The organism is Bifidobacterium saguinibicoloris (assembly GCF_019331725.1).
In the GTDB taxonomy this organism is placed as follows: Bacteria; Actinomycetota; Actinomycetes; order Actinomycetales; family Bifidobacteriaceae; genus Bifidobacterium; species Bifidobacterium saguinibicoloris.
This window is the reverse complement of sequence record NZ_JAHBBF010000003.1, coordinates 167,488-193,387: the sequence shown is the minus strand read 5'-3', so window position 1 is coordinate 193,387 and position 25,900 is coordinate 167,488. Positions and strand designations below refer to the sequence as shown.

Annotated in this window: 17 protein-coding genes and 1 tRNA gene; 14 read left to right on the top strand and 4 right to left on the bottom strand. The window is 67.9% G+C overall.

The window, feature by feature from the left end:
• Positions 1 to 3: 3 nt before the first annotated feature.
• From KIH78_RS03600 to KIH78_RS03565, 8 genes are all read left to right on the top strand, one after another.
• Positions 4 to 888, top strand: coding sequence for a carbohydrate ABC transporter permease (locus tag KIH78_RS03600; protein ID WP_219131265.1), 885 nt, complete (start codon positions 4 to 6; stop codon positions 886 to 888).
• A 131-nt stretch (positions 889 to 1,019) separates the two neighbouring features.
• Positions 1,020 to 1,721, top strand: a complete 702-nt coding sequence (locus KIH78_RS03595) for a YesL family protein (RefSeq protein ID WP_219131263.1) — start codon at positions 1,020 to 1,022, stop codon at positions 1,719 to 1,721.
• Positions 1,718 to 2,704 carry a LacI family DNA-binding transcriptional regulator gene (locus KIH78_RS03590; protein WP_219131261.1) on the top strand — a complete coding sequence of 329 codons (987 nt, stop codon included), beginning with the start codon at positions 1,718 to 1,720 and terminating at the stop codon, positions 2,702 to 2,704. Before KIH78_RS03595 ends, KIH78_RS03590 begins: the two co-directional genes overlap by 4 nt.
• A 58-nt stretch (positions 2,705 to 2,762) precedes the next feature.
• Positions 2,763 to 5,114 (top strand): rhamnogalacturonan lyase family protein, encoded by a 2,352-nt coding sequence (locus KIH78_RS03585; RefSeq protein WP_219131260.1) that lies wholly within the window; start codon positions 2,763 to 2,765, stop codon positions 5,112 to 5,114.
• 201 nt (positions 5,115 to 5,315) lie between these two features.
• Positions 5,316 to 9,935 carry a carboxypeptidase regulatory-like domain-containing protein gene (locus tag KIH78_RS03580; protein WP_219131259.1) on the top strand — a complete coding sequence of 1,540 codons (4,620 nt, stop codon included), beginning with the start codon at positions 5,316 to 5,318 and terminating at the stop codon, positions 9,933 to 9,935.
• Positions 9,936 to 10,140: 205 nt separating this feature from the next.
• A complete protein-coding gene (locus tag KIH78_RS03575) occupies positions 10,141 to 13,869 on the top strand; it encodes a rhamnogalacturonan lyase family protein (RefSeq protein ID WP_219131258.1) in 3,729 nt (1,242 codons plus the stop codon).
• Positions 13,870 to 14,032: 163 nt separating this feature from the next.
• Positions 14,033 to 16,657: an alpha/beta hydrolase fold domain-containing protein gene (locus tag KIH78_RS03570; protein ID WP_219131257.1), complete on the top strand. Its 2,625-nt coding sequence runs from the start codon at positions 14,033 to 14,035 to the stop codon at positions 16,655 to 16,657.
• 295 nt (positions 16,658 to 16,952) lie between these two features.
• A complete protein-coding gene (locus tag KIH78_RS03565; protein ID WP_214311485.1) occupies positions 16,953 to 17,333 on the top strand; it encodes a glycerophosphodiester phosphodiesterase in 381 nt (126 codons plus the stop codon).
• 71 nt (positions 17,334 to 17,404) lie between these two features.
• Here the strand turns inward: KIH78_RS03565 and KIH78_RS03560 are convergent, their stop codons facing one another.
• The 3 genes from KIH78_RS03560 to KIH78_RS03550 all read right to left on the bottom strand — a co-directional run bounded on the left by KIH78_RS03560 (position 17,405) and on the right by KIH78_RS03550 (position 19,872).
• A complete protein-coding gene (locus KIH78_RS03560) occupies positions 17,405 to 18,370 on the bottom strand; it encodes an EamA family transporter (RefSeq protein WP_219131255.1) in 966 nt (321 codons plus the stop codon).
• Positions 18,371 to 18,432: 62 nt separating this feature from the next.
• Positions 18,433 to 19,290 (bottom strand): alpha/beta hydrolase, encoded by an 858-nt coding sequence (locus KIH78_RS03555; protein ID WP_219131253.1) that lies wholly within the window; start codon positions 19,288 to 19,290, stop codon positions 18,433 to 18,435.
• 159 nt (positions 19,291 to 19,449) lie between these two features.
• Complete coding sequence (locus KIH78_RS03550; RefSeq protein WP_214311480.1) at positions 19,450 to 19,872, bottom strand: glycerophosphodiester phosphodiesterase; 423 nt, start codon at positions 19,870 to 19,872, stop codon at positions 19,450 to 19,452.
• A gap of 357 nt (positions 19,873 to 20,229) precedes the next feature.
• Here KIH78_RS03550 and KIH78_RS03545 point away from each other — a divergent pair.
• The 4 genes from KIH78_RS03545 (at position 20,230) to prmC (ending at position 23,047) form a co-directional block, all read left to right on the top strand.
• Positions 20,230 to 20,303, top strand: a tRNA-Ile gene (locus KIH78_RS03545).
• Between the two features lie 239 nt (positions 20,304 to 20,542).
• Positions 20,543 to 20,755 (top strand): 50S ribosomal protein L31, encoded by a 213-nt coding sequence (gene rpmE / locus KIH78_RS03540; RefSeq protein ID WP_151917191.1) that lies wholly within the window; start codon positions 20,543 to 20,545, stop codon positions 20,753 to 20,755.
• Between the two features lie 249 nt (positions 20,756 to 21,004).
• On the top strand, positions 21,005 to 22,093 hold the full coding sequence (prfA, locus tag KIH78_RS03535) for a peptide chain release factor 1 (protein WP_214311478.1): 1,089 nt from the start codon (positions 21,005 to 21,007) through the stop codon (positions 22,091 to 22,093).
• Positions 22,094 to 22,165: 72 nt separating this feature from the next.
• Complete coding sequence (gene prmC / locus KIH78_RS03530) at positions 22,166 to 23,047, top strand: peptide chain release factor N(5)-glutamine methyltransferase (protein WP_219131326.1); 882 nt, start codon at positions 22,166 to 22,168, stop codon at positions 23,045 to 23,047.
• Here the strand turns inward: prmC and KIH78_RS03525 are convergent, their stop codons facing one another.
• Entirely contained in the window at positions 23,048 to 23,776 is a 729-nt protein-coding gene (locus KIH78_RS03525) for a sugar O-acetyltransferase (protein WP_274608261.1), read from the bottom strand. It abuts the gene before it with no gap.
• Between the two features lie 274 nt (positions 23,777 to 24,050).
• Here KIH78_RS03525 and KIH78_RS03520 point away from each other — a divergent pair, with 274 nt between their 5' ends.
• Together KIH78_RS03520 and KIH78_RS03515 are read left to right on the top strand one after the other, a co-directional pair.
• A complete protein-coding gene (locus KIH78_RS03520; protein ID WP_214311476.1) occupies positions 24,051 to 24,698 on the top strand; it encodes an L-threonylcarbamoyladenylate synthase in 648 nt (215 codons plus the stop codon).
• Positions 24,695 to 25,855, top strand: coding sequence for an MraY family glycosyltransferase (locus tag KIH78_RS03515; RefSeq protein WP_219131251.1), 1,161 nt, complete (start codon positions 24,695 to 24,697; stop codon positions 25,853 to 25,855). The genes KIH78_RS03520 and KIH78_RS03515 overlap by 4 nt, the downstream gene beginning before the upstream one ends.
• Positions 25,856 to 25,900: the final 45 nt, after the last annotated feature.

Below are 25,900 nucleotides of genomic sequence, written 5' to 3'. Positions count from 1 at the left end.
ATCATGACCGCTGCAACCGCTTCCACCACCGTCACCGCGTCCAAGCCGCGCATCAAGCCGGGCCGCGTGGTCTACCACGTGCTGGTCTGCGCCTTCGCGCTGCTCATGCTGTACCCCATCGCATGGATGGTGTTCAGCTCCTTCAAGCCCACCAAGACCGTGTTCACCACCGCCGGCCAGCTCCTCCCGACCACGTGGACGCTCGACAACTACGTCAACGGCTTCCGCGGCTTCGAACCCGGCATCCCGTTCTTCCGCTACATCGGCAACTCGCTGTTCATCGCCGTGACCGCCACCATCGGCACCGTGTTCTCCTCCGCCATCGTGGCCTACGCGCTGAGCCGCCTGAGGTTCAAGGGACGCAGGCTCCTGTTCGTCGCCATGATGATCTCGATGATGCTGCCCGCCCAGGTGCTCATGGTCCCGCAGTACCTGTGGTACCAGAAGCTCGGCTGGACGAACTCCTACCTGCCGCTCATCGTCCCCTACTGCTTCGCCATCCAGGGCTTCTTCATCTACCTCATGATGAACTTCATCGAAGGCATCCCGAAGAGCCTCGACGAGGCCGCGAAGATCGACGGCTGCTCCTTCTACGGCATCTTCGCCCGCGTCATCTTCCCGCTGCTCACCCCGGCTCTCGTCACCGGCTGCATCTTCTCCTTCATGTGGCGCTGGGACGACTTCCTCGGAGCCCTGCTGTACGTGTCCGACACCGAGAAGTATCCGGTGGCCTTGGCTTTGAAGCTGTTCTCCGACCCCGGCTCCTCCTCCGACTACGGCGCCCTGTTCGCCATGGCGTCCGTCTCCATCCTTCCCTCCGTCCTGATCTTCCTCTTCTTCCAGAAGTACCTGGTGGAAGGCGTCAGCACCTCGGGTCTGAAGGGATAACACCAACCAACCAACAACCGATGCGTCCGGCACCATGCTTCTTGCTTCTCCTTCCTTCCGGCATGGTGCCGGACGCATCGCCGTCACGTGGTTTCCATCTGTTCCATCCGTCCTTACGAAAGTGGTGCGCCATGAGCCTGTATTCGATGCTCTACAACGGCGGCGCGCATGAGAGCGACCGCCAGGCCAACCCCAAGGGCATCGCCCTGTTCTTCGCCGTCATCAGGTGGCATTGGGGCCGGCTGATCGGCCTCAACCTCATGTTCATCCTCTCCTGCCTGCCCGTCGTGACCATCCCGTGCGCGATGACCGCGATGAGCGCGGTGGCCGGACGTCTGGTGCAGCGCCGCGTCTGCTATCCGGTCCACGACTATTGGCGTGCGTTCACGCGCGAATGGAAACGTTCCAGCCTGTGCGGCCTGGCGCTGTTCGGCGTGCTGGCGCTCGCCCTGTTCGGCGTGCTGTTCTACCCGCGTTCCGGCATGCCCGCCGGCATGGCGCTCGGCGGCGTGTGCCTCGTGGTGGCCGTGTTCGACGTCATGACCATGATGATGGCGTTCCCGATGGTGGCGTTCACCGACCTGCCCGTGCGTCGGGTGCTCAGGAACGCGGCGCTGGTCACGCAGATGCGTCTGGGATGGATGCTGCTTGCGTTCGCGGCCTCGGCCGTGGTGCTCGTCGCCACCTACGCGTTCCTGCCGTACACGGTGGTCGTCATGCCGCTGTTCGGTTTCTCGCTCATCGCCCTGATCGGCGTGTTCGCCGCATGGGATGGCATGAAGCGGTTCGTCGTGGTCGATTCCGGTGATTTCGGGCGGGAGGATGCGCGATGAACGGCAAGGTGACGATCTACGACGTGGCGAAGCTTGCGGGCGTGGCGCCGTCCACCGTCTCGCGCACGTTCGCCGCCCCCGGGCGCGTGAGCGCCGCCACCGCGCAGAAGGTGCAGGAGGCCGCCGACGCGCTCGGCTATCACGCCGCCCCCGTGCCCACGCGCAGGTCCGGCACCGGCAAGGGCCTCGTGGCGGTCATCGTGCCGGACCTGTCCAATCCGTTCTTCGCGGCCATCTGCCGCAGCGTGCAGGACGAATGCTCGGCGCGCGGCTTCGGCATGGTGGTGAGCGAATCGCGCGAGGTCGTGGCCAAGGAGCGCATCATCTTCGACGAGGTGCTGCCCTACGTGCGCGGCGTGCTGCTCGTGTCCCCGCGCATGCCCGACGTGATGATCCGCAAATGCGCCCAGCTGTGCCCCATCGTGGTGGTCAATCGCAACGTGCGCGGCGTGCCCAACGTGATCATCGACATCGGCGACGCCGTCAAGCAGGCCATCCGCTACTTCGCCATGATGGGCTTCCACCGGATCACCTACCTGGACGGCCCTCCCACCTCCTGGGTGGGCGGCGTGAAATGGCGCACCATCTCCGACGAATGCAACGCGCGCAACATGACACTGCGCCGCTCCCACCCGTGCCTGCCCACCATCGACGGCGGCACCGTGTTCGTGGACGAGTATCTGGTGAACCCCACCGGGGCCGTCATCGCCTACAACGACCTCATGGCGCTGGGTTTCGTGGCCGGCATGCGCAAGCGCGGCTACGACTGCCCGGATTCCGTGTCCGTCATCGGCTTCGACAACGACAAGGTGGCGGCGCTCAACAACCCGTCGCTCACCTCCATCCACATGCCGGCCGCCGCGTTGGGCGCCGACGCCGCGGCGGCTCTGCTCAGCCGTCTGAGCGGCGGCGACGTGCCCGGCACCTCGGTGACCGTGCCGGCCCGACTGGTGCTGCGCCACAGCGTGGGTCGCGCCGCCTGAACCGCAAGGACGTCGCCCCGGGGAAGGGGTGCCGAAAAAACGAAAGTGAGGACGTCCGATGAGGGACGCACGACATGCCGCGACGGTGCGGCGATTGGGGGCCGTGCTGTGCGCGGCCGGCATGGCGATGACGTTGGCGTGCGCGCCGCAGGCGGCCGTGGCGGACGATGGGGGCGTCGCGTCCGTCGTCGGCACGCACGCCGCGGCCTCCGGGGACGGGCGGCTGATGGAGAACCTCGCGCGCGGCGTCGTCGCCGTGCGCCGCAACGCCACGGAGGTCATCGTCACCTGGCGTCTGCTCGCGAAGGACCCGTCCGACATCGCGTTCGACGTGTATCGCACGCCCGCCGGCGGCGCGCCGGTGAAGCTCAACGACGCGCCGCTGACCGGCGGCACGAACCTCGTCGACACGACCGCCGACCCGGACGTCGACAACACGTACCACGTCGTCCCCGTCATCGACGGCGAGGAGATGACGGCACAATACGGACGGAGCACCGGGGGAGACGCGAACTCGTTCACCCTCAAGGCCGGCGCCGCGGCCGAACCGATCGTGCGCATCCCCGTGGACGCCTCGCACGACCCGATCGCCTACCTGTGGCCCGGCGACCTCGACGGCGACGGCGAATACGACTACGTCATCGACCGCCAGCCGGAAGACACGTCCACGGCCGCCGGCACGCAGAAACTCGAGGCGTACTCCTCCGACGGCACGCTCCTGTGGCGCGTGGACCTCGGACGCAACAGCCTCGACCGCGGGCGCATCGAAGGCGGATCGGCCACCGTGGACCAAGGGTCCGCCGACGGCGTCACCGTCTACGACCTCGACTCCGACGGCAAGGCGGAGGTCGCCGTGCGCATCGCGAACGGCACGACCTTCGCCGACGGCACGACGTACGAGGGACTCGACGGCGACGTGCGGCAGGCCATCGCCGTCATCGACGGCGAGACCGGCGCGATGCGCGCCGTCGCGCCCGTACCCGAGACGTACCTCGCCGACGGGCCCATGTACGCGCGCTTCGGCGTCGGCTACCTGGACGGGCGCACGCCCAGCCTCATCGCCGCGTTGAAGAACCGGCAGGACGGGACGAACGGCAAACCCAACGCCGGCGACTTCAACCTCATGTACACCGCGTGGGACTTCGACGGCACGTCGCTGAACCGCCGGTGGGAATGGGACGCGCCTGCCGACCTCACCGACGACGCGCACAACATCCGCATCGTCGACGTGGACGGCGACGGCCGCGACGAGACCTGCTCCATCCTCTTCTGCTTCACCCCGGACGGCACGCTGCGGCAGTCGTTCGCCGCCTCCGAGGGCACGCACCACGGCGACCGGTTCTACATCACCGACCTGCTGCCGGACCGCGACGGGCTCGAAGGATACGCGGTGCAGCAGCTCAACCCGAACGGCATGAAGGAATACGTGTACGACCCCGCCTACGTGGGGGAGGAGCCCGGTGCCACCTTATGGAAATACCCGGCCTCGAGCGGCGAGTGGGACGGCGTGGCCGAGGACGTGGGACGCGGCATGGTGGGCGACATCGACCCCGACGTGCCCGGCGCCGAGGTGTGGTCCAGCAGCACCGGCCTCAAGAACGCCGCCACCGGCGAGACCATCGCGCCGCGCCAGGCGGGCGTCTCCGGCAGCATCTGGCCCGACATGGGCGTGCTGTGGGACGGCGACCTCGGCCGCGAACTGCTCAACTCGATGACCTTCAACGAATGGGATCCGGCCGCGAAGAAGCTCAGGCGCATCACCTCCGCCTCCGGCACGGGGCTCAACGCGAAGAGCTTCGGCGCCGTGGCCTCGCGCGGCGGCTACGAATCGTCCGGCACACGCACCTTCCGTCCGCTGTTCTACGGCGATCTGTTCGGCGACTGGCGCGAGGAGGTGGTCTACACGGACGCCTCGTTCGGGGAACTACTCATCTTCACCACCGACCAGCCCACCGACTACCGGGTGGCCACATTGGCGCAGAACCCCGCCTACCGCAACGACATGACCGTCAAGGGCTACATGCAGGACCACGAGCTCGACTACTACCTGGGCTTCGACACGCCGCTCGGCACCGACGGGCAGCCGATCACCCCGGAACGGAACATCGAACCGATCGGCGCCGGCGGGGAGACGGACGGTCCCGAGGGTACGGGCGGCGATGCGGGTGGTTCCGACGGATCCGGCGACGGTACGCAGGGCTCCGGCGGAACGGGGGACGGCTCCGGCGGTGGCGCGTCCGAGACCGGGAAACCCGATGCCGGGGACGATTCACCGCAACATCATGCAAATGGTTTCGAACAAATGGAAACCCTTGCCAACTCGGGTTCGTCGGTGTCCGCGGCGCTCGCGGCGGCACTGATGGCGGCCGTATTCGGGGGAGCTGTGCTGCTGGCGCGCCGCCGGCGGTAGTGTCCGTTGCAACAACGCGCGTCCGTTGCCAAAGCAATTCTATGCTTGGGTGGCGGACGCGTTTTTTCATGTTATGCTGTATCTAAGCAAATTAATGGAAAGTTTGCAGAAAATATGGCAAGCCAAAGTTGGCTTTGCCTCAGGTCCACCGCAACGCCGCATCCGGCATCCATAGTGGGCCGATCAGAGGAAAGGAAACGCATGGGTGCATTCAGACAATGGGCTGCACGCGTCGTCACGATAGGCGTCTCCGCCGCAATGGCCGCGGCGATGATGCCGACGACGTCGGCCTTCGCCGACGCGTCCGCGGCCGCGGGCTTCACCGGGTACACCGACAAGACCGCGCTCAAGGAAGCCGGACGGAACGTCGTCAAGGCGGGAAGCCTGCTCGTCGCCGACGACTCCGCCCCAGCCGGCGACGGCACCACCTACTACGTCGACTCCGCGGGCGGCGACGACGCCGCCGACGGCACCAGCGAAGCCACCGCATGGAAGACCTTCGCGAATGTGAACGCCAAGGAGTTCCAGCCCGGCGACCGCATCCTGCTCAAGGCCGGAAGCACCTGGACCGCCGAAGGCGACGCCGTCGCCAAGGAGGCCTACGACTACACCACGTGGAAGAACGGTGCCGGCACCGACGTGGACGGCGCGGCCCCCACCGCCCTGCTCGCGCCCAAGGGCTCCGGCACCGCCGAGAAGCCGATCGTCCTGTCCAGCTATGGCGACGGCGACGCGGACGCCGACCCGGCCCCCAAGCTGGAAGGCCGCGGCGTCGTCAACGACGTGCTGCAGCTCACCAACCAGCAGCACTGGGACATCTCCAACCTCGACATCTCCAACCTCACCGACGGCTTCGACCCCTCCAGGTTCACCTCCGACGAGGACCCCAAGGCCGGCGACCTGAGGGGCGTGCACATCCAGGGCGAAAGCGCCGGCGTCCTCGCCGGCTACGACATCCACGGCCTGTACGTACACGACGTGTCCGGCCAGAAGTGGGCCATCGGAGCGTGGGGCCTCGACCGCTCCAAGCGCACCGGCGGCATCATGTTCGAAGGCCTCAAGGGCGACGCGAAGACCGCCTCCACGTTCACCGACGTGACCGTGCGCGACAACGTGATCGCCAACACCTCCTTCGGCAACCTCGTCTTCAAGCAGTTCTCCGGCATGGGCACCGACAAGTACAAGGACCACGCCCCCGGCTGGGGCGACCGCGCCGTCGGCAAGGCCGCCGTGAACGGCACCGTCAAGGAGGATTCGGACTGGGCCCCGCACACCGGCGTCACCATCTCCGGCAACTACATGACCAACCGCGACACCCAGTTCGGCTGGGACTCCATGTACCTCACGTCCGTCAAGGGCGCCACCGTGGAGAACAACGTGGTGGACGGCGCCGGCGTCTCCGGCATCGAGATGTACTACGCGGACGACATCGTCGTGCAGAACAACGAGGTCGCCGAGCTCGCCGCCCGCCCCAACGCCGCCGACTCCAACGGCATCGACCCGGACCGCGGCACCTCCAACATCGTCATCCAAGGCAACTACGTGCATGACTCCGGCGAAGGCATCCTCCTGTGCGGCTTCGGCTTCAGCACCGCCGTCGTGCGCTACAACATCATCCAGGACGTCGAACGCTACTACGTCAACGGCCACGGCTCCACCGGCGTGAACGCCATCTACAACAACCTGATGGTCAACACCATCAAGCCGTGGAGCAAATCCAACGGCAACGTCGGATTCTTCGGCTCGTCCGGATCCAGCTACTTCAACACGAAGAACCTCCACTACGTGTTCAACAACACGTTCGTCAACCTCAACGCCAAGGACGTCAAGGGCGTCACGTTCTCCGACTCCAAGACCGGCGTCACCTTCTCCAACAACGCCTACTGGGGCGAGCACATGACCCCCGCCGCCGCGGACCAGGCCGCCGTCACCGACGACCCGAAGATCGGAAACCCCGCCGAAGGCCTCGACAACGCGAAGCCCGGCGAAGGCTCCCCGCTCATCGGCGCCGGCAAGGCCGTCGACCTCGCCGCCATCATGCCCGGCTTCACCGCCACCGGCGCCGACGGCGCGAACGACAACCCGATCGCCGCCGACTTCTTCGGCAACCCGATCGCCGATCCGCCGTCCATCGGCCCCGCCGGCGTCCAAGCCGACGCCGAGGCCGGCACCGTCACCGGCACCGTGAAGACCGCGGACGGCACGCCCGTCGAAGGCGCGACCGTCACCGCCGACGGCGACGCCGCCAAGACGGCCTCCACCAACGCGGCAGGCGCGTACACGCTGAGCCTCAAGGCCGGCGGCCACACGCTCGTCGCCACCGCCCCCGGCCACAAGGACTCCGCCGCCACGACCGTCACCGTCGCCAAGGGACAGACCGTCGCCGCCGACCTCACGCTCGGCGAGGCCACCACGACCACCGGCACCATCGCCGGCACGACCACGGTGAACGGCAGCGCCGTCGGCGGCATCACCGTCACCCTCAAGGACAAGGACGGCAAGACCCTCGACACCACGACCAGCACGCTCGGCTCCGCCGACCCGGCCCACCCCGGCGCCTACTCGTTCGCCGTCGCCCCCGGCGAAGGCTACACGGTGACCGCCTCCCGCAAGAACTACGCGACCCGCACCGTGACGGACGTGGCCGTGAAGCTCGCGCAGACCACCACCGTCGACTTCGACCTCGTCAAGACCACCGACGACACCACGCTCGGATCGCTCACCGCCACCTCCGCCTACGGCGACCTCACGTTTACGCAGGCCGAGGACGGCACGTACGCCGCCGACGCCGGCCCGTACGCCGAGACCGCGACGCTCACCGCCAAGGCCAACAGCGCCGGAGCCAAGGTCGCCATCAACGGCGGCACGGCCTCCGCCGCCGCCACCGCGGACGTGCCGCTCGCCACCGGACCGAACAACGTCGAACTCGTCGTCACCTCCAAGAGCGGCAGGACCGCCACGTACACGGCCGTCATCACCCGCGCCGACGCCACCCAGACGGCCGCGCTCAAGGCGCTCGCCGTGGACGGCCACGAACTCACGCCCGCCTTCGACCACACGCGCCTCGGCGCCGAGAACCCGTACACCGTCACCGTGCCGGACTCCGTGAAGAGCCTCACGCTCACGTTCACGCGCGGCTGGGACGGACAGACCGTGCTCGTCAACGGCGCCAAGACCACCGGCGACACCGCCGACGTGGCCCTTACGGACGGCGAGAACACCATCGACGTGAACGTCGACGAATTCGCCGGGGACACCGCCGACTACGTCATCAAGGTCGCGCGCTCCGGCTCCGGCGGAACCACGCCGAACCCGCCCGCCACTGACCTCAGCCCGCTGCTCTCCGCCGACTTCACGCAGCAGACCGACCCGGAGAACCTCGGATTCACCGGCAACGCCGCCGTGACGGACGGCACGCTGACCGGCGGCACGGACCTCGCCGCCGGCAAGGCCGTCAAAGCCGCGCTGCCGATCGCCGTGCGCGCCCAGAAGACCGCCGAAGCGCAGTTCACGTGGAAGGCCGACGCCACCGCCAAGTCCGGCATCGAACTGCGTGACGCCTACGGACGCCTCCTGTTCGCCATCGCCGCCGGCAACGACGGATCCAAGCAGACCGTACGATACGCGACCGCAGCCCCGCGCGACATCGAATGGACCGCCTCCACCGTCGGCGCCAAGCAGTTCAGGAACGGTGAACCCACCTGGACCGCCACCGAAGCCGACGCCACCGCCGCCTACCAGGTCAAGGTGCGCGCCGACTTCACGGCCGGCACGGTGACGTACGCGATCACCCCCGCCGCGGGCGGCGACCCGATCGTCTCCGGGGAGGCGGCCACCCGCGCCACCTCCATGGCCGCGCTGTTCGCCGTCAACTACGAAGGCACCGCCGTCCACACCATCGACGACGTGCTGTTCGCCGGCGCGACGAAGGCCGCCGACCTCGACCTGCCGCTCAACGGCAAGACCGCCTACGCGTTCGGCGACTCCATCGTGGCCGGACACAAGTACGCGGACGCCAGCTTCGCCACCTTCGCCGGAGCCGAGGAGGGCGTGACCGTCCGACGCTACGCGCAGAACGGCGCCACCGTCATCAAGGGCGCCGCCGACTGGTCCACCCGCTACCTCGCCGCGCAGATTGACAAGGCGCCGGCCGCATCGCCGGACATGGTGATCTTCGACGGCGGCACCAACGACGCCATGTCCATCGACAAGGCCAGCGACAAGTGGACCACCGCCATGTACGAGGAGCAGCTGGGCGGCGTCATCGACCAGATGAAGGCCAAGTGGCCGGACGCGAAGATCGTGTTCGTCCAGGTGCCCAAGCTCAACACCCGCGACGCCGCGATCCAGGCCACGCTGCACGACATCCAGGACAAGGTGTGCGCCGCCAAGGGCGTGACCGTGGCCGACGTGTACGACACGTTCGAGGTGACCGACGCCAACCAGGGCGAGTTCTCGTTCACCGCGCTCGGCTCCACCGGCCTGCCGCAGACCAGCGGCTCGACCTCCGGCACCCACCCGAACTTCCCGGCCATCGAACGGTACTACGTGCCCGTCGTCCGCGCCGCCATGCGCGCCGCGTTCGCCGGCGGCGACACCCCGAACCCGCCCGACGGAGGCAGGGACGACGGGGACAAGCCCGCCGAGAAGCCCGACGACGGACAGTCTGGTGGCAAGCCCGACGCCGCGAAACCCGCCGACGGCACCCAAGACGGGACGCTCGTGCGCACCGGATCCGCCGTCGCCGCGATCGCCGCGCTGGCCGTCCTCGCCCTGGCCGGCGGCCTCGCGACCACCGCCATCCGCCGGGAACGCCGCTGACGACCGACCCGACCACCCACTTGGCGCGCCGCCTCCCGGAATCGCGACGACCGCGATGAGAGGAAGCGGAAGGCGGCGCGCCGACCCCCATGCCCACCCATCAACCACTCACACAACCGATCCGCCATCGTCGACGACGGCGGACGCACACACAGGCCGCACCCACCGGAGGGCACGGCCGCGACATCCAAAGGATGGTCCATCAATGAAGACAGACAAGAACAGGAGGCCATGGCTCAAGCGGGCCGTGGCCGCGCTCGCCGGAGCCGCCACGCTCGGCACCGTGGCGATCGCGGGAGCGCCCGCCGCCTACGCCTACGACGGCTCCCTCGACACCGCCGACAACGGCACCTCCTGGACGGCCGAGCAATACGCCGACCGCGCGCTCACCGTGGTCCCCACCACCCAAGGCGTGCTCGCCACCTGGCGCCTCTACGCGAACGACGCGAAGGACACCACGTTCACGCTCAAACGCAACGGCGCCGTCGTGTACACGGGAACCACCACCAACTACACCGACAAGGACGGCAAACCCGGCGACACCTACACGCTGTCCGCCAGCAAGGGCGCATACGGCGAGGAGACCGCCACCGCATGGGCCTCCAAGTCCCTCACCCTGAAGCTCGACCCGCCGGCCGACCAGCAGATGCCCGCCGGACAGACCACCGGCGTGGACCAGGTCGCCACCTACACCGCCAACGACATGTCCACCGCCGACCTCGACGGTGACGGCGTGCTCGACCTCGTCGTCAAATGGGATCCGAGCAACTGGCAGGACAACTACTACGCCGGCTTCACCGGCACCACGTTCCTCGACGGCTACACGTTCGACCGCTCCACCGGCGCCACCAAGCGCCTGTGGCGCATCGACCTGGGCGTGAACATCCGCTCCGGCGCGCACTACACGCAGTTCCAGGTATGGGACTACGACGGCGACGGCAAGGCCGAAGTGCTCGTCAAGACCGCCGACGGCACCTCCACCTACAAGGACGAGGCCGGCAAACTCGTCGAGACCGGGCACGTGGGCGCCGCCAGCGCCGAGGACCTGCCCACCGACACGGTGAGCGGCGCCGCCAAGCACGACTACCGCATGACCGGCAAGGCCAGCGACCCGAAGGACAAGAAGAACGGCAAGATCAACTCCGGCCCGGAGTATCTCACCGCCTTCGCCGGCGACGACGGCCACATCATCGACACCACCGACTTCCAGCCGAGCCGCGACGACGGACTATGGCACTGGGGGCCCTCCGACGCGAACATCGTCGACCGCTTCCTCGCCGCCACCGCATACCTCGACGGCGAGAACGGCAGACCCTACGCCGTGTTCTCCCGCGGCTACTACTTCCGCACCGAGATCGCCACCTACTCGCTCCAGGACGGCAAGCTCAAACTCAACTGGCACTTCCGCGCCAACAAGGACACCTCGTCCGGCAAGGACCCGAGCTGGGTGGAGAACCCCGACTTCGCGCAGCAGGGCTTCCACAACCTGTCCATCAACGACGTGGACGGTGACGGCAAGGACGACATCGTCTTCGGCTCCATGACCGTCAAAAGCGACGGCACCGGCCTGGCCAGCTCCAAGCTCGGCCACGGCGACGCCCAGCACATCAGCGACTGGAACGACGACGGCGTGCTCGACACGTGGAACGTGCACGAAGGCAAGCGCGACGCCACGCTCACCAACCCGGCCACCGGACAGGTGATGTTCCGCCAGTCTGTGAGCGGCGACAACGGCCGCGGCATGGCCGCCGACATCGACGCCCGATACCCCGGCGCCGAACTGTGGAGCGCGATGGACGCGAACACTTACAACGCCGTCACCCCCGCGCCCGCTGACAAGACCTCCTGCACCGCCAAGAGCCCGACGCCATGCGTCAAGAAGATCTACAGCAAGGTCAAGCCCGCCAGCGCCAACTTCTCCCTCCACTGGGACGGCGACCTGCTCGACGAGCTGTTCGAATACAGCGGCACGCAGGACTCGTCCATCACCACCGCACACCAGGACCGCGTGGCCCCGCAGGTGCAGAAGTGGAACCCGGAGACGCAGACCACCGACGTGATCTGGGAGGATGCGGCCGCCTCCACCAACAACGGCTCCAAGGGCAACGCGAACCTCATCGGTGACATCATGGGCGACTGGCGCGACGAGATCATCGTGCGCGACACCAAGGACCCGTCCATCGTGCGCCTGTACTCCACGGACATCGCCACCCCGTACTCCATCGCCACGTCCCTCCAGTCCCGCTCCTACCGTGAGGGCCTCGCTTGGCAGAACACCGCCTACAACCAGCCGGCCCACCGCCAGACCATGCTCTTCGCCGGCGTGACCGTCCCGACCGTCACCGCCACGAAGCACGGCGCCGACGCCGCCGTCACCTGGACCGCCGCCACCGACGGCCGCATCTGGGGCGTGGGCGTGGGCGGATACCGCGTCTACCGCGCCGACAAAGGCTCCACCGAGTTCACCGCCGTGGCTGACGTGCCCGCCGACACGCTCGCCTACACCGACACCGGCCTCGACAAGGCCAAGGACTACACGTACCGCGTGGCCGCCCTCATCGACGGCAACCCCTACTACCAGTCCTTCGACGCGGACACCGCCGCCGGCGAAGTGACCGACCCGACCGCCGACCTCGTGTTCGCCGACGGCTACCCGCAGCTGTTCGACAAGGACGGCAAGCAGGTCACGCTCACCCCCGTGAGCGGCAAGACCGACACCTACGCCGCCACCGTGCCGCTCGCCAACAGCAAGGTCACCGTCAAGGCCAAGGCCGCGAACGCCGGACACGTGGTGTACATCGGCTCCAAGAAGGTCGAAAGCCGCGACCTGACCATCAGCCTCGAAGGCCTCAACAACGTGCACGTGTTCGTCAAGAGCGCCGACGGCAAGCTCAGCCGCGACTACCTGCTCCAGATCACCCGCAAGGACGAGACCACGCCGTCCGCGGACAAGACCCGTCTGAACCGCCTCATCGACGCATACGACGGCGAGGACTCCGCCCTCAAGGAGGACGACTACACCGCCGAGGCATGGGCCGCATTCCAGAAGGCGCTCGACGCGGCCAAGGCCGTGGCGGCCGATGCGGACGCCACGCAGGACGAGGTCGACGCCGCCGTCACCGCGCTCGCCGCGGCCAAGACCAAGCTCGTCACCGACGGCAGGAAGCCCGCCGCGGAGAACAAGGCTCCGGTCGTCACGCTCAACGCGGGCGTGGATGCGGCCGTGACCCTCGACTACGGCGCCGACTTCGCGCAGCCGACCGCCGATGACGTCACCGTCACCGACGACACGGACGCCGACCTCAAGGCCACGGTCGCCATCACCCTCGACGGCAGGACCGTCGACAAGATCGACACCACCGTGCCCGGCACGTACACCGTCACCTACACGGCCACCGACTCCGGCAAGCTCACCGGCACCGCGACCCGCACCATGACCGTCGACGAGAAGCCCGCGCCCGCAATCAACACGGCCAAGCTGGAACTCGCCGTCAACGAGGCCAAGGCCAAGGCCGCCCTCGGCGAGGACGCCTACATCGCCGACACGTGGACGCCGTTCGCCACGGCCCTCGCCGAGGCCGAGAAGGTGCTCGCCGCGCCGACCGACCAGAAGGCCGTGGATGCGGCCGCCGACGACCTCGCCGCGAAGACCGCCGCGCTCAAGACCAAGCCGGCCGTCACCCCGACCCCGGATCCGGACGGCGATGGCAAGGGCGACCAGGACGGTGACGGCGGCCAGAACGGTGACGGTAAGGACGATGGCGGCAGGGACGACGGCGGTTCCGATGCCGACGGCAAGAATGACGGCTCCGGTACGACGCGGCGCCTGTCCCGCACCGGCTCCTCCGTGGCGACGGTCGCCGCGGCCGCCGTGCTGACGCTCGCCGCCGGCGGCGCCGCGTTCGCCCTGCGCAGGCGCGACACCGACCGCTGACCCGCAGCCCACACGGGTTCCCGTCGGCCGGTCGGCGATCCGTCCGGTCGGCCGACGGGAACCCCGCCCATCCCATTCCCGTATCCGGCGCTTCCGCGCGACGCGCCCGCACGGCGCACGGAAGCACGCCGCACACAATCCCCTCAACGAAGAAGGAAGACACATGCACACCCGCAACCCAGGGCGTCCCATCGCCGCGGCGGCCCTCGCCCTCGCCACCGCGTTCGCCACCGCGTTCGCCACGGCGGCACCCGCTGCGCTCGCCGCGGACGCCACCGCCTCCGCCGGCATCGTCGCGACGTCGGAAGCCACGACGCCCACGGCCGGCGCCACCGGCACCATGACCGCCACCACCCAGCGCGTATTCGACAACGTGCAGTACGTGGACGGCTCCACCAACCCCGCCCAACAGCTCTTCATCCAACTGCCCGAAACCGGCTCCGGACCCTACCCGGTGCTCATCTACATCCACGGCGGCGGATGGAGCAAGGGCAACTACGGCTCCATGGCCGAAGTGCTCACGCAGAAGGCTGACGTCAAGGCCGCCCTCGCCAAGGGCTACGCCGTGGCCGCCGTCAACTACCGGCTCACCGACGAGGCCCAGTGGCCCGCCCAGATCCTCGACGTCAAGGCCGCCGTGCGCTACCTGCGCGCCCACGCCGCCGAGTACGGCCTCGACGCGGAGCATTTCGCCGCGCTCGGCGCCTCCGCCGGCGGACACCTCGCCCAGTTCCTCGGCGTCACCAACGGCGACGACACCTGGGACGACGCCACGATGGGCAACGCCGGCGTTTCCAGCGCCGTGCAGGCCGTGCTCTCCGACTACGGCATCGCCGACCTCACCCGCTACAAGTCCACCAACCTGCTTGGATCCGGATACACCGCCGACCAGGCGAAAGCCGCCAGTCCGCTGAACTACGTGACCGCCGACGACGTGCCGTTCTACATCGCGCACGCCGCCGATGACAACAAGGTCAGGCAGCAGATCAGCAAGGACTTCGCCGCCAAGCTCAAGGAGACCATCGGCGCCGACAAGGTCGTCGAATACTACCCCGAGACCGGCGGGCACGGCAGCGCGGCCTTCTACAACGAGACCGCCATCGCCAACGAACTCGACTTCCTCGCCAAGGTCATGCCGCTCGGCGGAACCGGGGCCGGTTCGGAAGGCGGCACGGAAGGCGGGGCCGGGAATGGCTCCGGCACCGAAGGTGGCTCCGGATCCGCGGACTACGATCCCGCCTACCCGGACAACCACCAGGGCGAGAACACCACCGACTACCTCATGGCGTACTTCGTGACCGCCGCCGACTACAACCTGTGGGAGGAGCAGGTCTACTTCGCCACCAGCCATGACAGCCGCGAGTGGACCGACCTGCACAAGGCCACGCTGCCCGTGCTCACATCCACCGTGGGCTGCAACGGCATCCGCGACCCGTTCCTGCTGCGCTCCCCGGACGGCTCGAAGTTCTACATCCTCGCCACCGACCAGAACCAGGTGAACAAGGGCAACCCCGGCTGCGGATGGAACGTGGACGGCTCCCGCAAGATCATCATCTGGGAATCCACCGATCTGGTGAACTGGAGCCAGCCGCGCGCCGTGGACGTCGGCTCCAAGATCCCCTCCAGCGCGAAGAAGGAAGGCATGGTCTGGGCTCCCGAAGCCGTGTGGGACGAGGAGAACCAGCAGTACTTCGTGTACTGGTCCACCAACTCCGGTGTGGACGACCAGTACGGCCGCTCCGACTCGCCGAACCAGTACTACGCCACCACGAAGGACTTCGTGACCTTCTCGGACCCGGTCAAGTGGATCGACCGCAAGGGCTACACGCTCGACTCCACGATGATGAAGGCCGATGACGGCTACTGGTACCGCGTGCACAACGCCGGCATCATCGAACGCACGAAGAACCTGTACGCCACCTCCTTCAAGGAGAAGACCCGCAAGGCCGACGACACCAAGGAATGGAAGTACCTCACCCAGGTGCAGTCCGCGCTCTCCGTGAACAACAAGCAGGTCGAAGGCAACGAGTTCCTCGTCACCAACAAGGACGACATCGACGAGCTCGGCTACAAATACGCCATCGTGGCCGACCAGTTCAAGGAGGAGAAGGGCTTCGGCATCGTGAGGACCAACGACCTCGCCGCCACGACCCCCGCCGAATGGCACCGCGACGACCTCGTCGACTTCCATCAGGACCCGGCCAAGGGTGAGACCATCAAGAAGCACGGCAGCTTCCTCAACATCACCAGCGAGGAGTACGACCGCATCCACGCCGCCTTCGACAATGACAAGTGGCCGGTCACGTTCGATGCCGCAGGCGGATCCGCCGTGGCGATGGAGACGTTCGGCAAGGGGGAGAAGGTCACGAAGCCCGCCGACCCGACCCGCGACGGCTACACGTTCAAGGGCTGGGTCCTCGCCTCCGACGCCACGCAGGTCTTCGACTTCGATCAGGCCATCGAGAACCCGACCGGCCCCATCAACCTCGTCGCCCAGTGGGAGAAGAGCGCGGAGACGCCCGACCCGGATCCCGATCCGGAACCGACGCCCGACCCGGACAAGCCCGGCACACCCGATCCGGACACGCCGACCGACCAGACCAAGCCCGGTGACGGAGCCGCCGACGGCAAGGACAAGACCGACAAGGCCGACCCGGCCGACGGAAACGCGCGGACGAAGCCTCTGGCGCGCACCGGCGCCAACGTGGCCGGCCTCGCGGCCGTGGCCGTGCTCATGACGCTCGCAGCCGCCATGGCCGCGTACATCAGGCGCAACCCGATGCGCTGACGTCGGCACCGACCAGACGATCCGAACAGGTCCCGGACGCGGCCGTGGAATCAAGCGATTCCGCGGCCGCGTCCGCGTATGTGGCGGAGGCGCGGCGGCGAGGCGCGGAGAATCGGCTGGGCGCGGAGAATCGGCTGGGCGGCGGGGAGGCCGATGGGGGACGTTCTGTCGGACCATGGATATGCCAGCCGCTGCAACAGGCTGCAACTCATTGACGGGCGGCGGCGCGGCGGCGATAGTCTGGCCGCGGAAACCGCCGGACCGACGCCGCGCCCGGCCATATTGAGGAGGACATATGCCGTTGCCCGTTCCGCCGCGAGACTGCGGCTACGACCATGACCACGCCGTCGCTCTGGCCCGTCGGGAAGGCGTCACCGACGCCGAATTCGCCGAAGCCGCCGAATACGGGCGTCTGCTCGACGCGCACCGGGCTTGGGGGCTGCCGTTCAACGGCTACTGCAACGCCGCCGGATACGGCTATGTGCAGGAGCCGACGTTCGCCGTGGCCCGGGACGGTTGGAACGCTTATGAGGCGTTCAGCCGGCTCAGCCGCGGCGCGCAGACCGCGGTCGTCTACGAGAGTCTGACCGCCGGGCATGACGTCGACCACGAATCGGCGCGCCAGTTCCTCAAACACGAACGCGGCGTCATCATCCATGCCAACCAGCCGTACTGATTGGAAACGGGACGTTCTTCTTCAAGGCGTGCCGCGGGTGCCGTCCGTCGTCGTGCATGCGGCATCGGGGCTTACGGTCGTTTTGGCCGTTTCGGGCGTTCCAGGTGGCGACGCGCCAGATCGAACGTGTAGACGGCGAGGGCGAGCCAGATCACCGAAAACGAGATAAACCGGTGGGCGGGCACATGCTCCCCGAGCACCATGATGCCGAGGACCAGCTGGATGGTGGGCGTGATGTACTGGGTGAAGCTCAGCGTGAGGAATGCCGCATGCCGCACGCCGTACGAGGTGAGCACCAACGGGACGGCGGTGAGCAGGCCGCAGCCGCCGAGCAGCGCCCACACCCACCACGGTTCGCCGGCGGGCACGCCGAAGCGCGGCTGGACGGCGAGCGCCGCGAACGCGAACGGCGCGAGCACGCCGGTCTCGAACGTCAATGATTGGAACGGGTCGAGCGGGATGAACCGTTTGATGAGACAGTATCCCGAGTAGCTGACGGTCATGAGCAGCGCGAGTCCGGGGAACGCGCCCGTGTCGAGCACGTAGAGCGCGCCGCCCGCGAGCGCGATCGCCATCGAGACGAGGCCGAGACGCGTGGTCCGCTCGCGCAGGATGATGAGCGCGAGCGCCATGTTGATGAGCGGCATGAGGAAGTTCGCGGCGCTCGCCTCCGAGGTGCGTCCCACGGCGACGAGTTGGATGTACACCACCCAGTCGATGGTGACGAGCACGGCGGCGGCGACCTCGGCCCAGAAGATGCGTGGCTCGTGCCACATGGCCTGTACGGCCTCGACGAATCCGCGCCAGCGTCGGGTGAGCAGCATGAACAGGATCATGACGGCGGCGGCGGTGACGATGCGGTAGAGCATCACGTTCATCGAGGGGACCGTGGCCAGGGCGGCCCAGTAGAGCGGGAACATGCCGTACACGAACGCCTGCGCGAGCGTCGCCGCGACGCCCTTCGGCGTCTGGATGACATGCTGCGGGGAGTGGGTTCCGTCGTCCGCCGCGTCCGCCGTGACGCGTCCCTGTGGCATATTGTCTCCTGTCCTATGGTCGCCGGTCACCGGAGCGTTCCGGGCCCTCCGTAGGGTACCGCCTACGGACGATCGGCGAACGTGCCGGCGAGGAACGTGAGCGCGAGGTCCGGCCAGATCTGGACGGCCGGCACCACGTTGTCCGGGTCCGGTTCGCCTGCGGCTCCCGGCGAACCCGCCCTGGCCGTGGCGCGTGTGGCCAGCGACAATCCGTGCCCGCCTTCGGGGAAGAGATGCGCCTCCACCCGCACTCCTGCCTCGTGGCAGGCTTGGATGAGCATCAGCGTGTTCTCCACGGGCACGGTGGGGTCGGTCATCGTATGCCATACGAACACGGGCGGCGTGCGTCCGTCGATATGCCGTTCGATGGACAGCATGTCCAACAGTGCGGCATCATGCCGGTGCTCCGGCCCGAGCAGCGTGCTGATGCTTCTGCGATGCGCGTGTGGTCCGGTCGTGATGACCGGGTAGGCGAGCAGCAATGCGTCCGGGCGGACCTCCTGCGGTTCCGTGAACCCATGTTCCCGCAGCGCGGCCTCGCCGGATGCGGTGGCGAGCGTCGCCGCGAGATGGCCTCCCGCCGAGAAGCCGAGCAACGCCACGCGTGCGGGGTCCACGCGCCAATCGTCCGCATGGGCGCGGATGAGGCGCATGGCTTGGGCGGCCTGCAGCAACGCCACGGGGTGGCGGCTCGGCGCGCACGAGTATCGCAATATGAACGTCTGGTATCCGGCCGCCGTGAACCGCAGTGCGATCGGGTCGGATTCGCGGTCGGAGGTCATCGCGTATCCTCCGCCGGGCAGGATGAGCATCGCCGGCCGGGCCGTATCGGCCATCTCGCTACTGGATTCGGCCACGTAACCGGTGAGTCGTGCCGTGCTGCCGTCGATGCCGGTTATCGTCTTCTCCACTATGCGCATGATTCGATTATCACCCGAAGTGCGGCGATCCGTCCGTCGACCGATGGGATTCGTGGACGCGTGAGGGCCGTGGGACGGAGCGTCACTCCGTCCCACGGCCCTGGAGGTGGTGGAAGTATGGGCGCCCCATTGCGCCGGTGCGCGTCGCGCAGGCGCGGATCAGTACTTGTTGGCGCCTTCGCCGATGAAGTTCACCTTGAAGCCGCGCTGGTAGTGGAGGAACATGCTGGCGCCGTAGCGGTCGACCGGACGGTGGGTGAACAGCATGCGGATCGCGAACGCGGTCTGCACGTCCTCCGGCAGCGCGAGGAACGCCTTGTGGGCGTCCCAGTAGGGTTCGCGCACGATGGCGGCGTCCGGCACGTAGGCGTAGCCGTAGCCGTCGTCGTTTACGTAGCCCATGAACGGCAGGTCCCAGGCGTTGTAGCGGGTGAGCTTGTTCTTGTAGTCCTCGACCTCGGCGATGGCCTCGTCGCTGATGCCGAACGACTTTGCGACCTTGTTGGCCTCGGCGGTCTTCTCCTCCGGGGTCTTGTCGAACATGTCGAAGTTGACGGTGATGACCTTGTCCTGCTGTGCCATATCGGCTCCTTTCGCCATAAACGAACATGGAAGATGTTCGTTTATGACGTGAGAAAATGTACGTTCTTGTTGATGACGATTGCGGATTTATTGACTGCCTGCGCTGTCGTCTGCAACACAGACTAGCACGATGTGAGCGTTCACCATGTTGGAATCATGCGATTTTCGATCTTGTTTACGTGGACTTCACCTGAGTGGTCGGTATTGTGCGTCTGCTTGGTTTCATGTTCGGATTGCGATGATGTTCGATGGTGATGATGGTAGAAAACATGTCGAAACGAACATTCATGGTCGCCTCGACGGAGCCGTGCGGCGTGTCGCGTGACCGTCCGCGGCGCCGGTACAATCGTGTGGGTCGCCCCCGTAGCTCAGTCGGTTAGAGCAGCACCCTTATAAGGTGTTTGTCCTGGGTTCAAGTCCCAGCGGGGGCACTTCGTGCCACTGGTTTCTGGCTCACTGTCGTTCGCCTTCGCCTAAAAACGCCTCTGGCGTTTTCTTCACGGCTCAGCCCGCGGGGGCACGTTCCGTGCCACTGGTTTCTGGCTCACTGTCGTTCGCCTTCGTCTAAAAACGCCGTGTCGCGGCGGGGGTCTATCATCTTGAAGGTTCCGGTTCACGCCAGCCATAGGGGCATGGCGACCCGGGTCACCTGAATTCCTTAGGAGACACTATGAAGCAGGGTATCCATCCCGATTACCATGCCGTCGAGGTCCTGTGCTCGTGCGGCAACACCTTCGTCACCCGTTCCACCTACAAGGGCGACCACATGACGGTCGACGTGTGCTCGAAGTGCCACCCCTTCTACACCGGCAAGCAGAAGATCCTCGATACCGGCGGCCGCGTCGCCCGCTTCGAGCGTCGCTACGGCAAGAAGACCAAGTAGCAAACGTGACGCCAGTCCCCTCGTGCGGGACGGGGCGCGCCTCGGCGCATACCCGTCCCGCACGCCACGGGACTGGCGTTTTTGTATGCCCTGACCGGGCCATGACCGGCGGGCGGCGCGCATCCGCGCGGCCGACCACCACAGCCGGCACCTCATACCTCCCGGAACGTCCAGCCGACGTTCCGCCCGACACTCCCACAACCCACCGCGCCGGACCGCACCGGCGCCATCAGACAGGAAGACGCGCCCATGGCAGACGAACAGTTCCCCGCGGCGGCCACCGCACTGGAGGAATACCGCTCCATCGAAGAGCAGATGGCCAGCCCGGAAGTGGTGACGAATCCGGACAAGATGCGCAAACTGGGACGGCGCCACGCCGAACTCGGCGCCATCGTCTCCGCATATCAGGCGTACCTGTCCGTGCGCGACGACCTCGAGGCCGCGCAGGAGATGGCCGGTGAGGACCCGGACTTCGCCGAGGAGGCCAAGCGGCTCGAAGCCGAGCTGCCGGCCGTCGAGGAGAAGCTCCGCACCGCGCTCATCCCGCGCGACCCGGATGACGCGCGTGACACCATCATGGAGATCAAGGCCGGCACCGGCGGCGAGGAGGCCGCGCTGTTCGCCGGCGACCTCATGCGCATGTACACGCGTTACGCCGAGAAGCGCGGCTGGACCGTCACCGTCCAGTCCGAGAACACCACCGAGCTCGGCGGCGTCAAGGACGTGCAGATGGCCATCCGCGCCAAGGGCACGCCCGCCCCGGAGGACGGCGTGTGGGCCTCCCTCAAGTACGAGGGCGGCGTGCACCGCGTGCAGCGCATTCCCGTCACCGAATCCCAGGGCCGCATCCAGACCTCCGCGGCCGGCGTCATCGTCTTCCCGGAGGCCGACGAGGACGACGACGAGATCGAGATCGACCCGAAGGACCTCAAGATCGACATCTTCATGAGCTCCGGCCCCGGCGGCCAGTCCGTGAACACCACGTACTCCGCCGTGCGCATGACCCACCTGCCCACCGGCATCACAGTGAACATGCAGGACGAGAAGTCGCAGATCCAGAACCGCGCCGCCGCGCTGCGCGTCCTCAAGAGCCGTCTGCTCGCCATGAAGCACGAGCAGGAGGCCGCCGAGGCCGCCGACATGCGCCACTCCCAAGTGCGTTCCCTCGACCGCTCCGAGCGCATCCGCACCTACAACTTCCCGGAGAACCGCATCGTCGACCACCGCACCAACTACAAGGCGTACAACCTCGACCAGGTGCTCGACGGCGACCTGCAGGCCGTCATCGACTCCGACATCCAGGCCGACGAGGCGGAGCGCCTCGCCAACCAGAAGTAGCCGCGGACGGGCCGTGCCGAACGGTCCGCGCCCGGCCCGCATATCGATCCGAAGACGATGGGGAGGATGGTCGTGTCCCTGACCGATGTGATCCGCGATGCGGCGGCGACGCTGCGCGAGGCCGGCGTGGACACGCCGGAGCATGACGCGAAGCTGCTGCTCGCCGAAGCGGCCGGCGTGGACCTGCGCGACGTGGACAAGGCCCTGCTGATGGGGGAGCCGCTCGCGTTCGACGAGGCCCGCTTCGACGGGATGGTCGCCCGCCGCGCCAAGCGCGAGCCGTTGCAGTACATCGTGGGGCATGCGCCGTTCCGCTACCTCGACCTCGAGGTCGGTCCCAGCGTGTTCATCCCGCGTCCGGAGACCGAGATGGTCGTGCAGGAGGGCATCGACTGGATCGTCCGCAACCGCATCGCCACGCCGCGCGTGGTCGACCTGTGCGCCGGATCCGGCGCGATCGGCCTGTCCGTCGCCACCGAGGTGCGCGGCGCCGAGGTGTGGGCCGTCGAACTGTCACCGGACGCGTGCGCGTGGACCGAACGCAACCGGGAGCGCGTCGCGCGCCGCGACCCGCTGGCCGGCTACGACTATCATCTCGAACGCGGCGACGCGACCAGCCCGCTCACCCTGCCGCAGCTCGACGGCACCATCGACATCGTCATCACCAACCCGCCGTACGTGCCGCAGACGCAGGTGCCCGAACAGCCCGAGGTGCGCGACCATGACCCGGACATGGCCCTGTACGGCGGCTCCGCCGACGGCGTCCTCATCCCCGAGCGGATCGTCCTGCGCGCGGGCTGTCTGCTGCGTTCCGGCGGTGCGCTCGTCATGGAGCATGACGTGACGCAGGGCGACCGCCTCGTCGCCTTCGCGCACGCCAACGGCTTCGCCGAGGCGCGTACCGGGAACGACTGGACCGGCCGCCCCCGGTTCCTGTTCGCCGTCAAAGGCTGACTACGCGGCGTACTTCTGGTAGACGGAGGCGTCCGCGTCGGTGATGGTCCTGATGACGCGCGCCGGGTTGCCCACGGCCACCGAATTCGCCGGGATGTCCTTCGTGACGACCGCGCCGGCGCCGATCACGCAGCCGTCCCCGATGGTCACGCCGCCCAGCACCGTCACGTTGCCGCCGAACCAGCAGTTCGACCCGATGACGATGGGACGGCCGTACTCGTAGTCGTAGGAGGTGCCGTCCTCGCGCGTGCGCACGTTGCGGTCCTGCCATCTGAGCGGGTGCATCGGCGGCAGCAGGGACACGTTCGGCCCGAACAGGACGTCGTCGCCGATGGTCACCGGCGCGCAGTCGAGCACGGTGAAGTTGAAGTTCGCGAACACGCGGTCGCCGATCGTCGTGTGGCAGCCGTAGTCGAAGAAGACGGGGCCCATCACGTCCAGGTTCCCGCCGTGGCCCGGCAGCAGCTCGTCGAGGATTGCGGCGCGTTCGGCCGCGTCGTGACGCGAGGTGGCGTTGAAGCGGGTGCACAGGTCGGCGGCCTTGTCGCGCAGTGCGGCGAGTTCCGGATCGGAGGCGTCGTACAGCTTGCCGGCGAGCATCTCCTCGCGTTCCGACGCGCGCGGCGTGCGCAGCTCCACCGGCGGGACGGGGGAGGGGAACGGTCCGTCCGATGCGGACGCTGTGGACGTTGCGGGCTGCGACGGTTGCGCGGGTGTGGTGTCGGTCATGGATGCTCCTTTGCGGGTGGCGGATGCGTGCGGCGCGGATGCGGCCGTCCCGTCCGGGCGGCGGTGGCGTCGTGGACGGCACCAGCTTAGGGCTGCGACCGTACCCGGTACGGCGATGCGAACGTTTGCGGAGTGTCGTCGCGTGGCGCCGCCGGATACCGTTCCGGGGCGTTCGCCCGCGGGGTCCCGCGCCGTCCAATCGGCGGCAGGTCTGGTCGTCGGGGCGCGATGGTGCAATGATGGATTGTGGAAAATCAGGTTCAGGAGGCGTGTGATGAGTGAGATTCGCGCGATCGACGAGGCGTCGCTGGCGCTGGCGGCCTCGATCGTGAGGGACGGGGGACTGGTGGTCATCCCCACCGACACCGTGTACGGCATCGCCGGGGACCCGCGCGACCGCCGCGCCATCGACCGCATCTACCGGCTCAAGCGGCGGCCCCGGTTCAAGGCGCTGCAGGTGCTGCTCGCCGACATCGCCGACATCGACGGGCTGGGCCTCGACCTGCCGGTGCCGCTCAACCGTCTCGCCGCACGATTCATGCCCGGCGCGTTCTCGCCGATCGCCGTGGCGCGCGAGGGCTGCACGCTCGGCACGCTCGCCGGCGACGGCACGCAGGGCGTGCGCGTGCCGAACTCGCAGGCCGCGCTGCGCGTGCTCGCGGCCACCGGTCCGCTCGCCGCGTCCAGCGCGAACCTGTCCGGCGGCCAGAGCGCGCAGACCGTGCACGAGGCGGTCGAGGCGTTCGGCGACAGCGTGTCGCTGTACCTCGACGGCGGCGCCACGCCCGGGCACGTGGCCTCCACCGTGGTGGCCGCCGACCCGCACGAGCGTGACGGCATCCGCATCCTGCGCGAGGGCATCATCCCGCAGAGCGCCATCCGCGCCGCGCTGCACGTGAACGGAGGGGGACTGGGCGCATGAGGATCTACCTGTTCATCGCGGCGGTGGCCGGCGGCGCCACCTATCTGCTCACGCCGATCGTGCGGCACGTGGCCATCGAGATCGGCGCCGTGGGCGAGGTCCGCGCGCGCGACGTGCACACCGTGCCCACGCCCCGCATGGGCGGCCTCGGCATGATGTTCGGCTTCGCCGTGGCCATGCTGTTCGCCAGCCGCATCCCCTTCATCCAGGGGCTGTTCCAGGAGAGCAGACAGGCGTGGGTGGTGCTCGCCGGCGCCGTGATGATCTGCCTGCTCGGCATGGCCGACGACCTGTGGGACCTCGACTGGATGCTCAAGCTCGCCGGACAGCTGCTCATCTCCGTGTTCGTGGCGTGGGGAGGCCTGCAGATCATCTCTCTGCCGATGGGCTCGCTCGTCACGGCCTCGCCCAGCCTGTCCATGGCGATCACCGCGTTCCTCATCGTCGCCTCGATCAACGCGGTCAACTTCGTCGACGGCCTGGACGGCCTCGCCTCCGGCATCGTGGCGTTCGGCGGCGTGGCGTTCGCCATCTACTCGTACATCCTGGCGCGCACCTCGCCCTCCTACGCTTCGATGGCCACGCTCATCGATGTGGCGCTCGTCGGCATCTGCGTGGGCTTCATTATGCACAACTGGCATCCGGCGAAGCTGTTCATGGGCGATTCCGGCTCCATGCTGCTCGGCTATCTCATCACCTGCGCGTCCATCGTGATGACCGGGCGCATCGACCCGGCCTCCGTGCACACCAGCGTGTACCTGCCGGTGTTCATGCCGATCCTGCTGCCCATCCTCGTGCTGTTCCTGCCCGTACTCGACATGTGCCTCGCCATCACGCGGCGTCTCGCCAAGGGCCAGTCGCCGATGCACCCGGACCGCATGCACCTGCACCACCGCATGCTGCGCATCGGGCATTCGGTGCGCGGCGCCGTGCTCATCCTGTGGGCGTGGGCGGCGCTCATCTCGTTCGGCTCGCTCGGCATCCTATTCTTCAAGGCGTGGCACGTGTTCATCGGCATGACCGTGGCGGCCGTGGTGCTCGCCGTGATCACCATGTACCCGTACCTCAAGCACCGCATCCCGGAGCTCAGGGCGGAGAGCGAGGGCGCGCAGCACGTGCGCGACGGACGTGAGGGACGCGACGGCGACGGCAAGTAGCCATGCGAACGGGCGGTGAACCGTCGGGGAACGGGAGCGGAACGA

Coding starts and splice junctions, on each gene's coding strand:
- KIH78_RS03580 (WP_219131259.1), top strand. CDS start 5,316: ATGGGTGCATTCAGACAATGGGCTGCACGCGTCGTCACGATAGGCGTC.
- KIH78_RS03565 (WP_214311485.1), top strand. CDS start 16,953: ATGCCGTTGCCCGTTCCGCCGCGAGACTGCGGCTACGACCATGACCAC.
- KIH78_RS03600 (WP_219131265.1), top strand. CDS start 4: ATGACCGCTGCAACCGCTTCCACCACCGTCACCGCGTCCAAGCCGCGC.
- KIH78_RS03515 (WP_219131251.1), top strand. CDS start 24,695: ATGAGGATCTACCTGTTCATCGCGGCGGTGGCCGGCGGCGCCACCTAT.
- KIH78_RS03550 (WP_214311480.1), bottom strand. CDS start 19,872: ATGGCACAGCAGGACAAGGTCATCACCGTCAACTTCGACATGTTCGAC.
- prfA (WP_214311478.1), top strand. CDS start 21,005: ATGGCAGACGAACAGTTCCCCGCGGCGGCCACCGCACTGGAGGAATAC.
- KIH78_RS03570 (WP_219131257.1), top strand. CDS start 14,033: ATGCACACCCGCAACCCAGGGCGTCCCATCGCCGCGGCGGCCCTCGCC.
- KIH78_RS03555 (WP_219131253.1), bottom strand. CDS start 19,290: ATGCGCATAGTGGAGAAGACGATAACCGGCATCGACGGCAGCACGGCA.
- rpmE (WP_151917191.1), top strand. CDS start 20,543: ATGAAGCAGGGTATCCATCCCGATTACCATGCCGTCGAGGTCCTGTGC.
- KIH78_RS03585 (WP_219131260.1), top strand. CDS start 2,763: ATGAGGGACGCACGACATGCCGCGACGGTGCGGCGATTGGGGGCCGTG.
- KIH78_RS03560 (WP_219131255.1), bottom strand. CDS start 18,370: ATGCCACAGGGACGCGTCACGGCGGACGCGGCGGACGACGGAACCCAC.
- KIH78_RS03595 (WP_219131263.1), top strand. CDS start 1,020: ATGAGCCTGTATTCGATGCTCTACAACGGCGGCGCGCATGAGAGCGAC.
- KIH78_RS03590 (WP_219131261.1), top strand. CDS start 1,718: ATGAACGGCAAGGTGACGATCTACGACGTGGCGAAGCTTGCGGGCGTG.
- KIH78_RS03575 (WP_219131258.1), top strand. CDS start 10,141: ATGAAGACAGACAAGAACAGGAGGCCATGGCTCAAGCGGGCCGTGGCC.
- KIH78_RS03520 (WP_214311476.1), top strand. CDS start 24,051: ATGAGTGAGATTCGCGCGATCGACGAGGCGTCGCTGGCGCTGGCGGCC.
- KIH78_RS03525 (WP_274608261.1), bottom strand. CDS start 23,776: ATGACCGACACCACACCCGCGCAACCGTCGCAGCCCGCAACGTCCACA.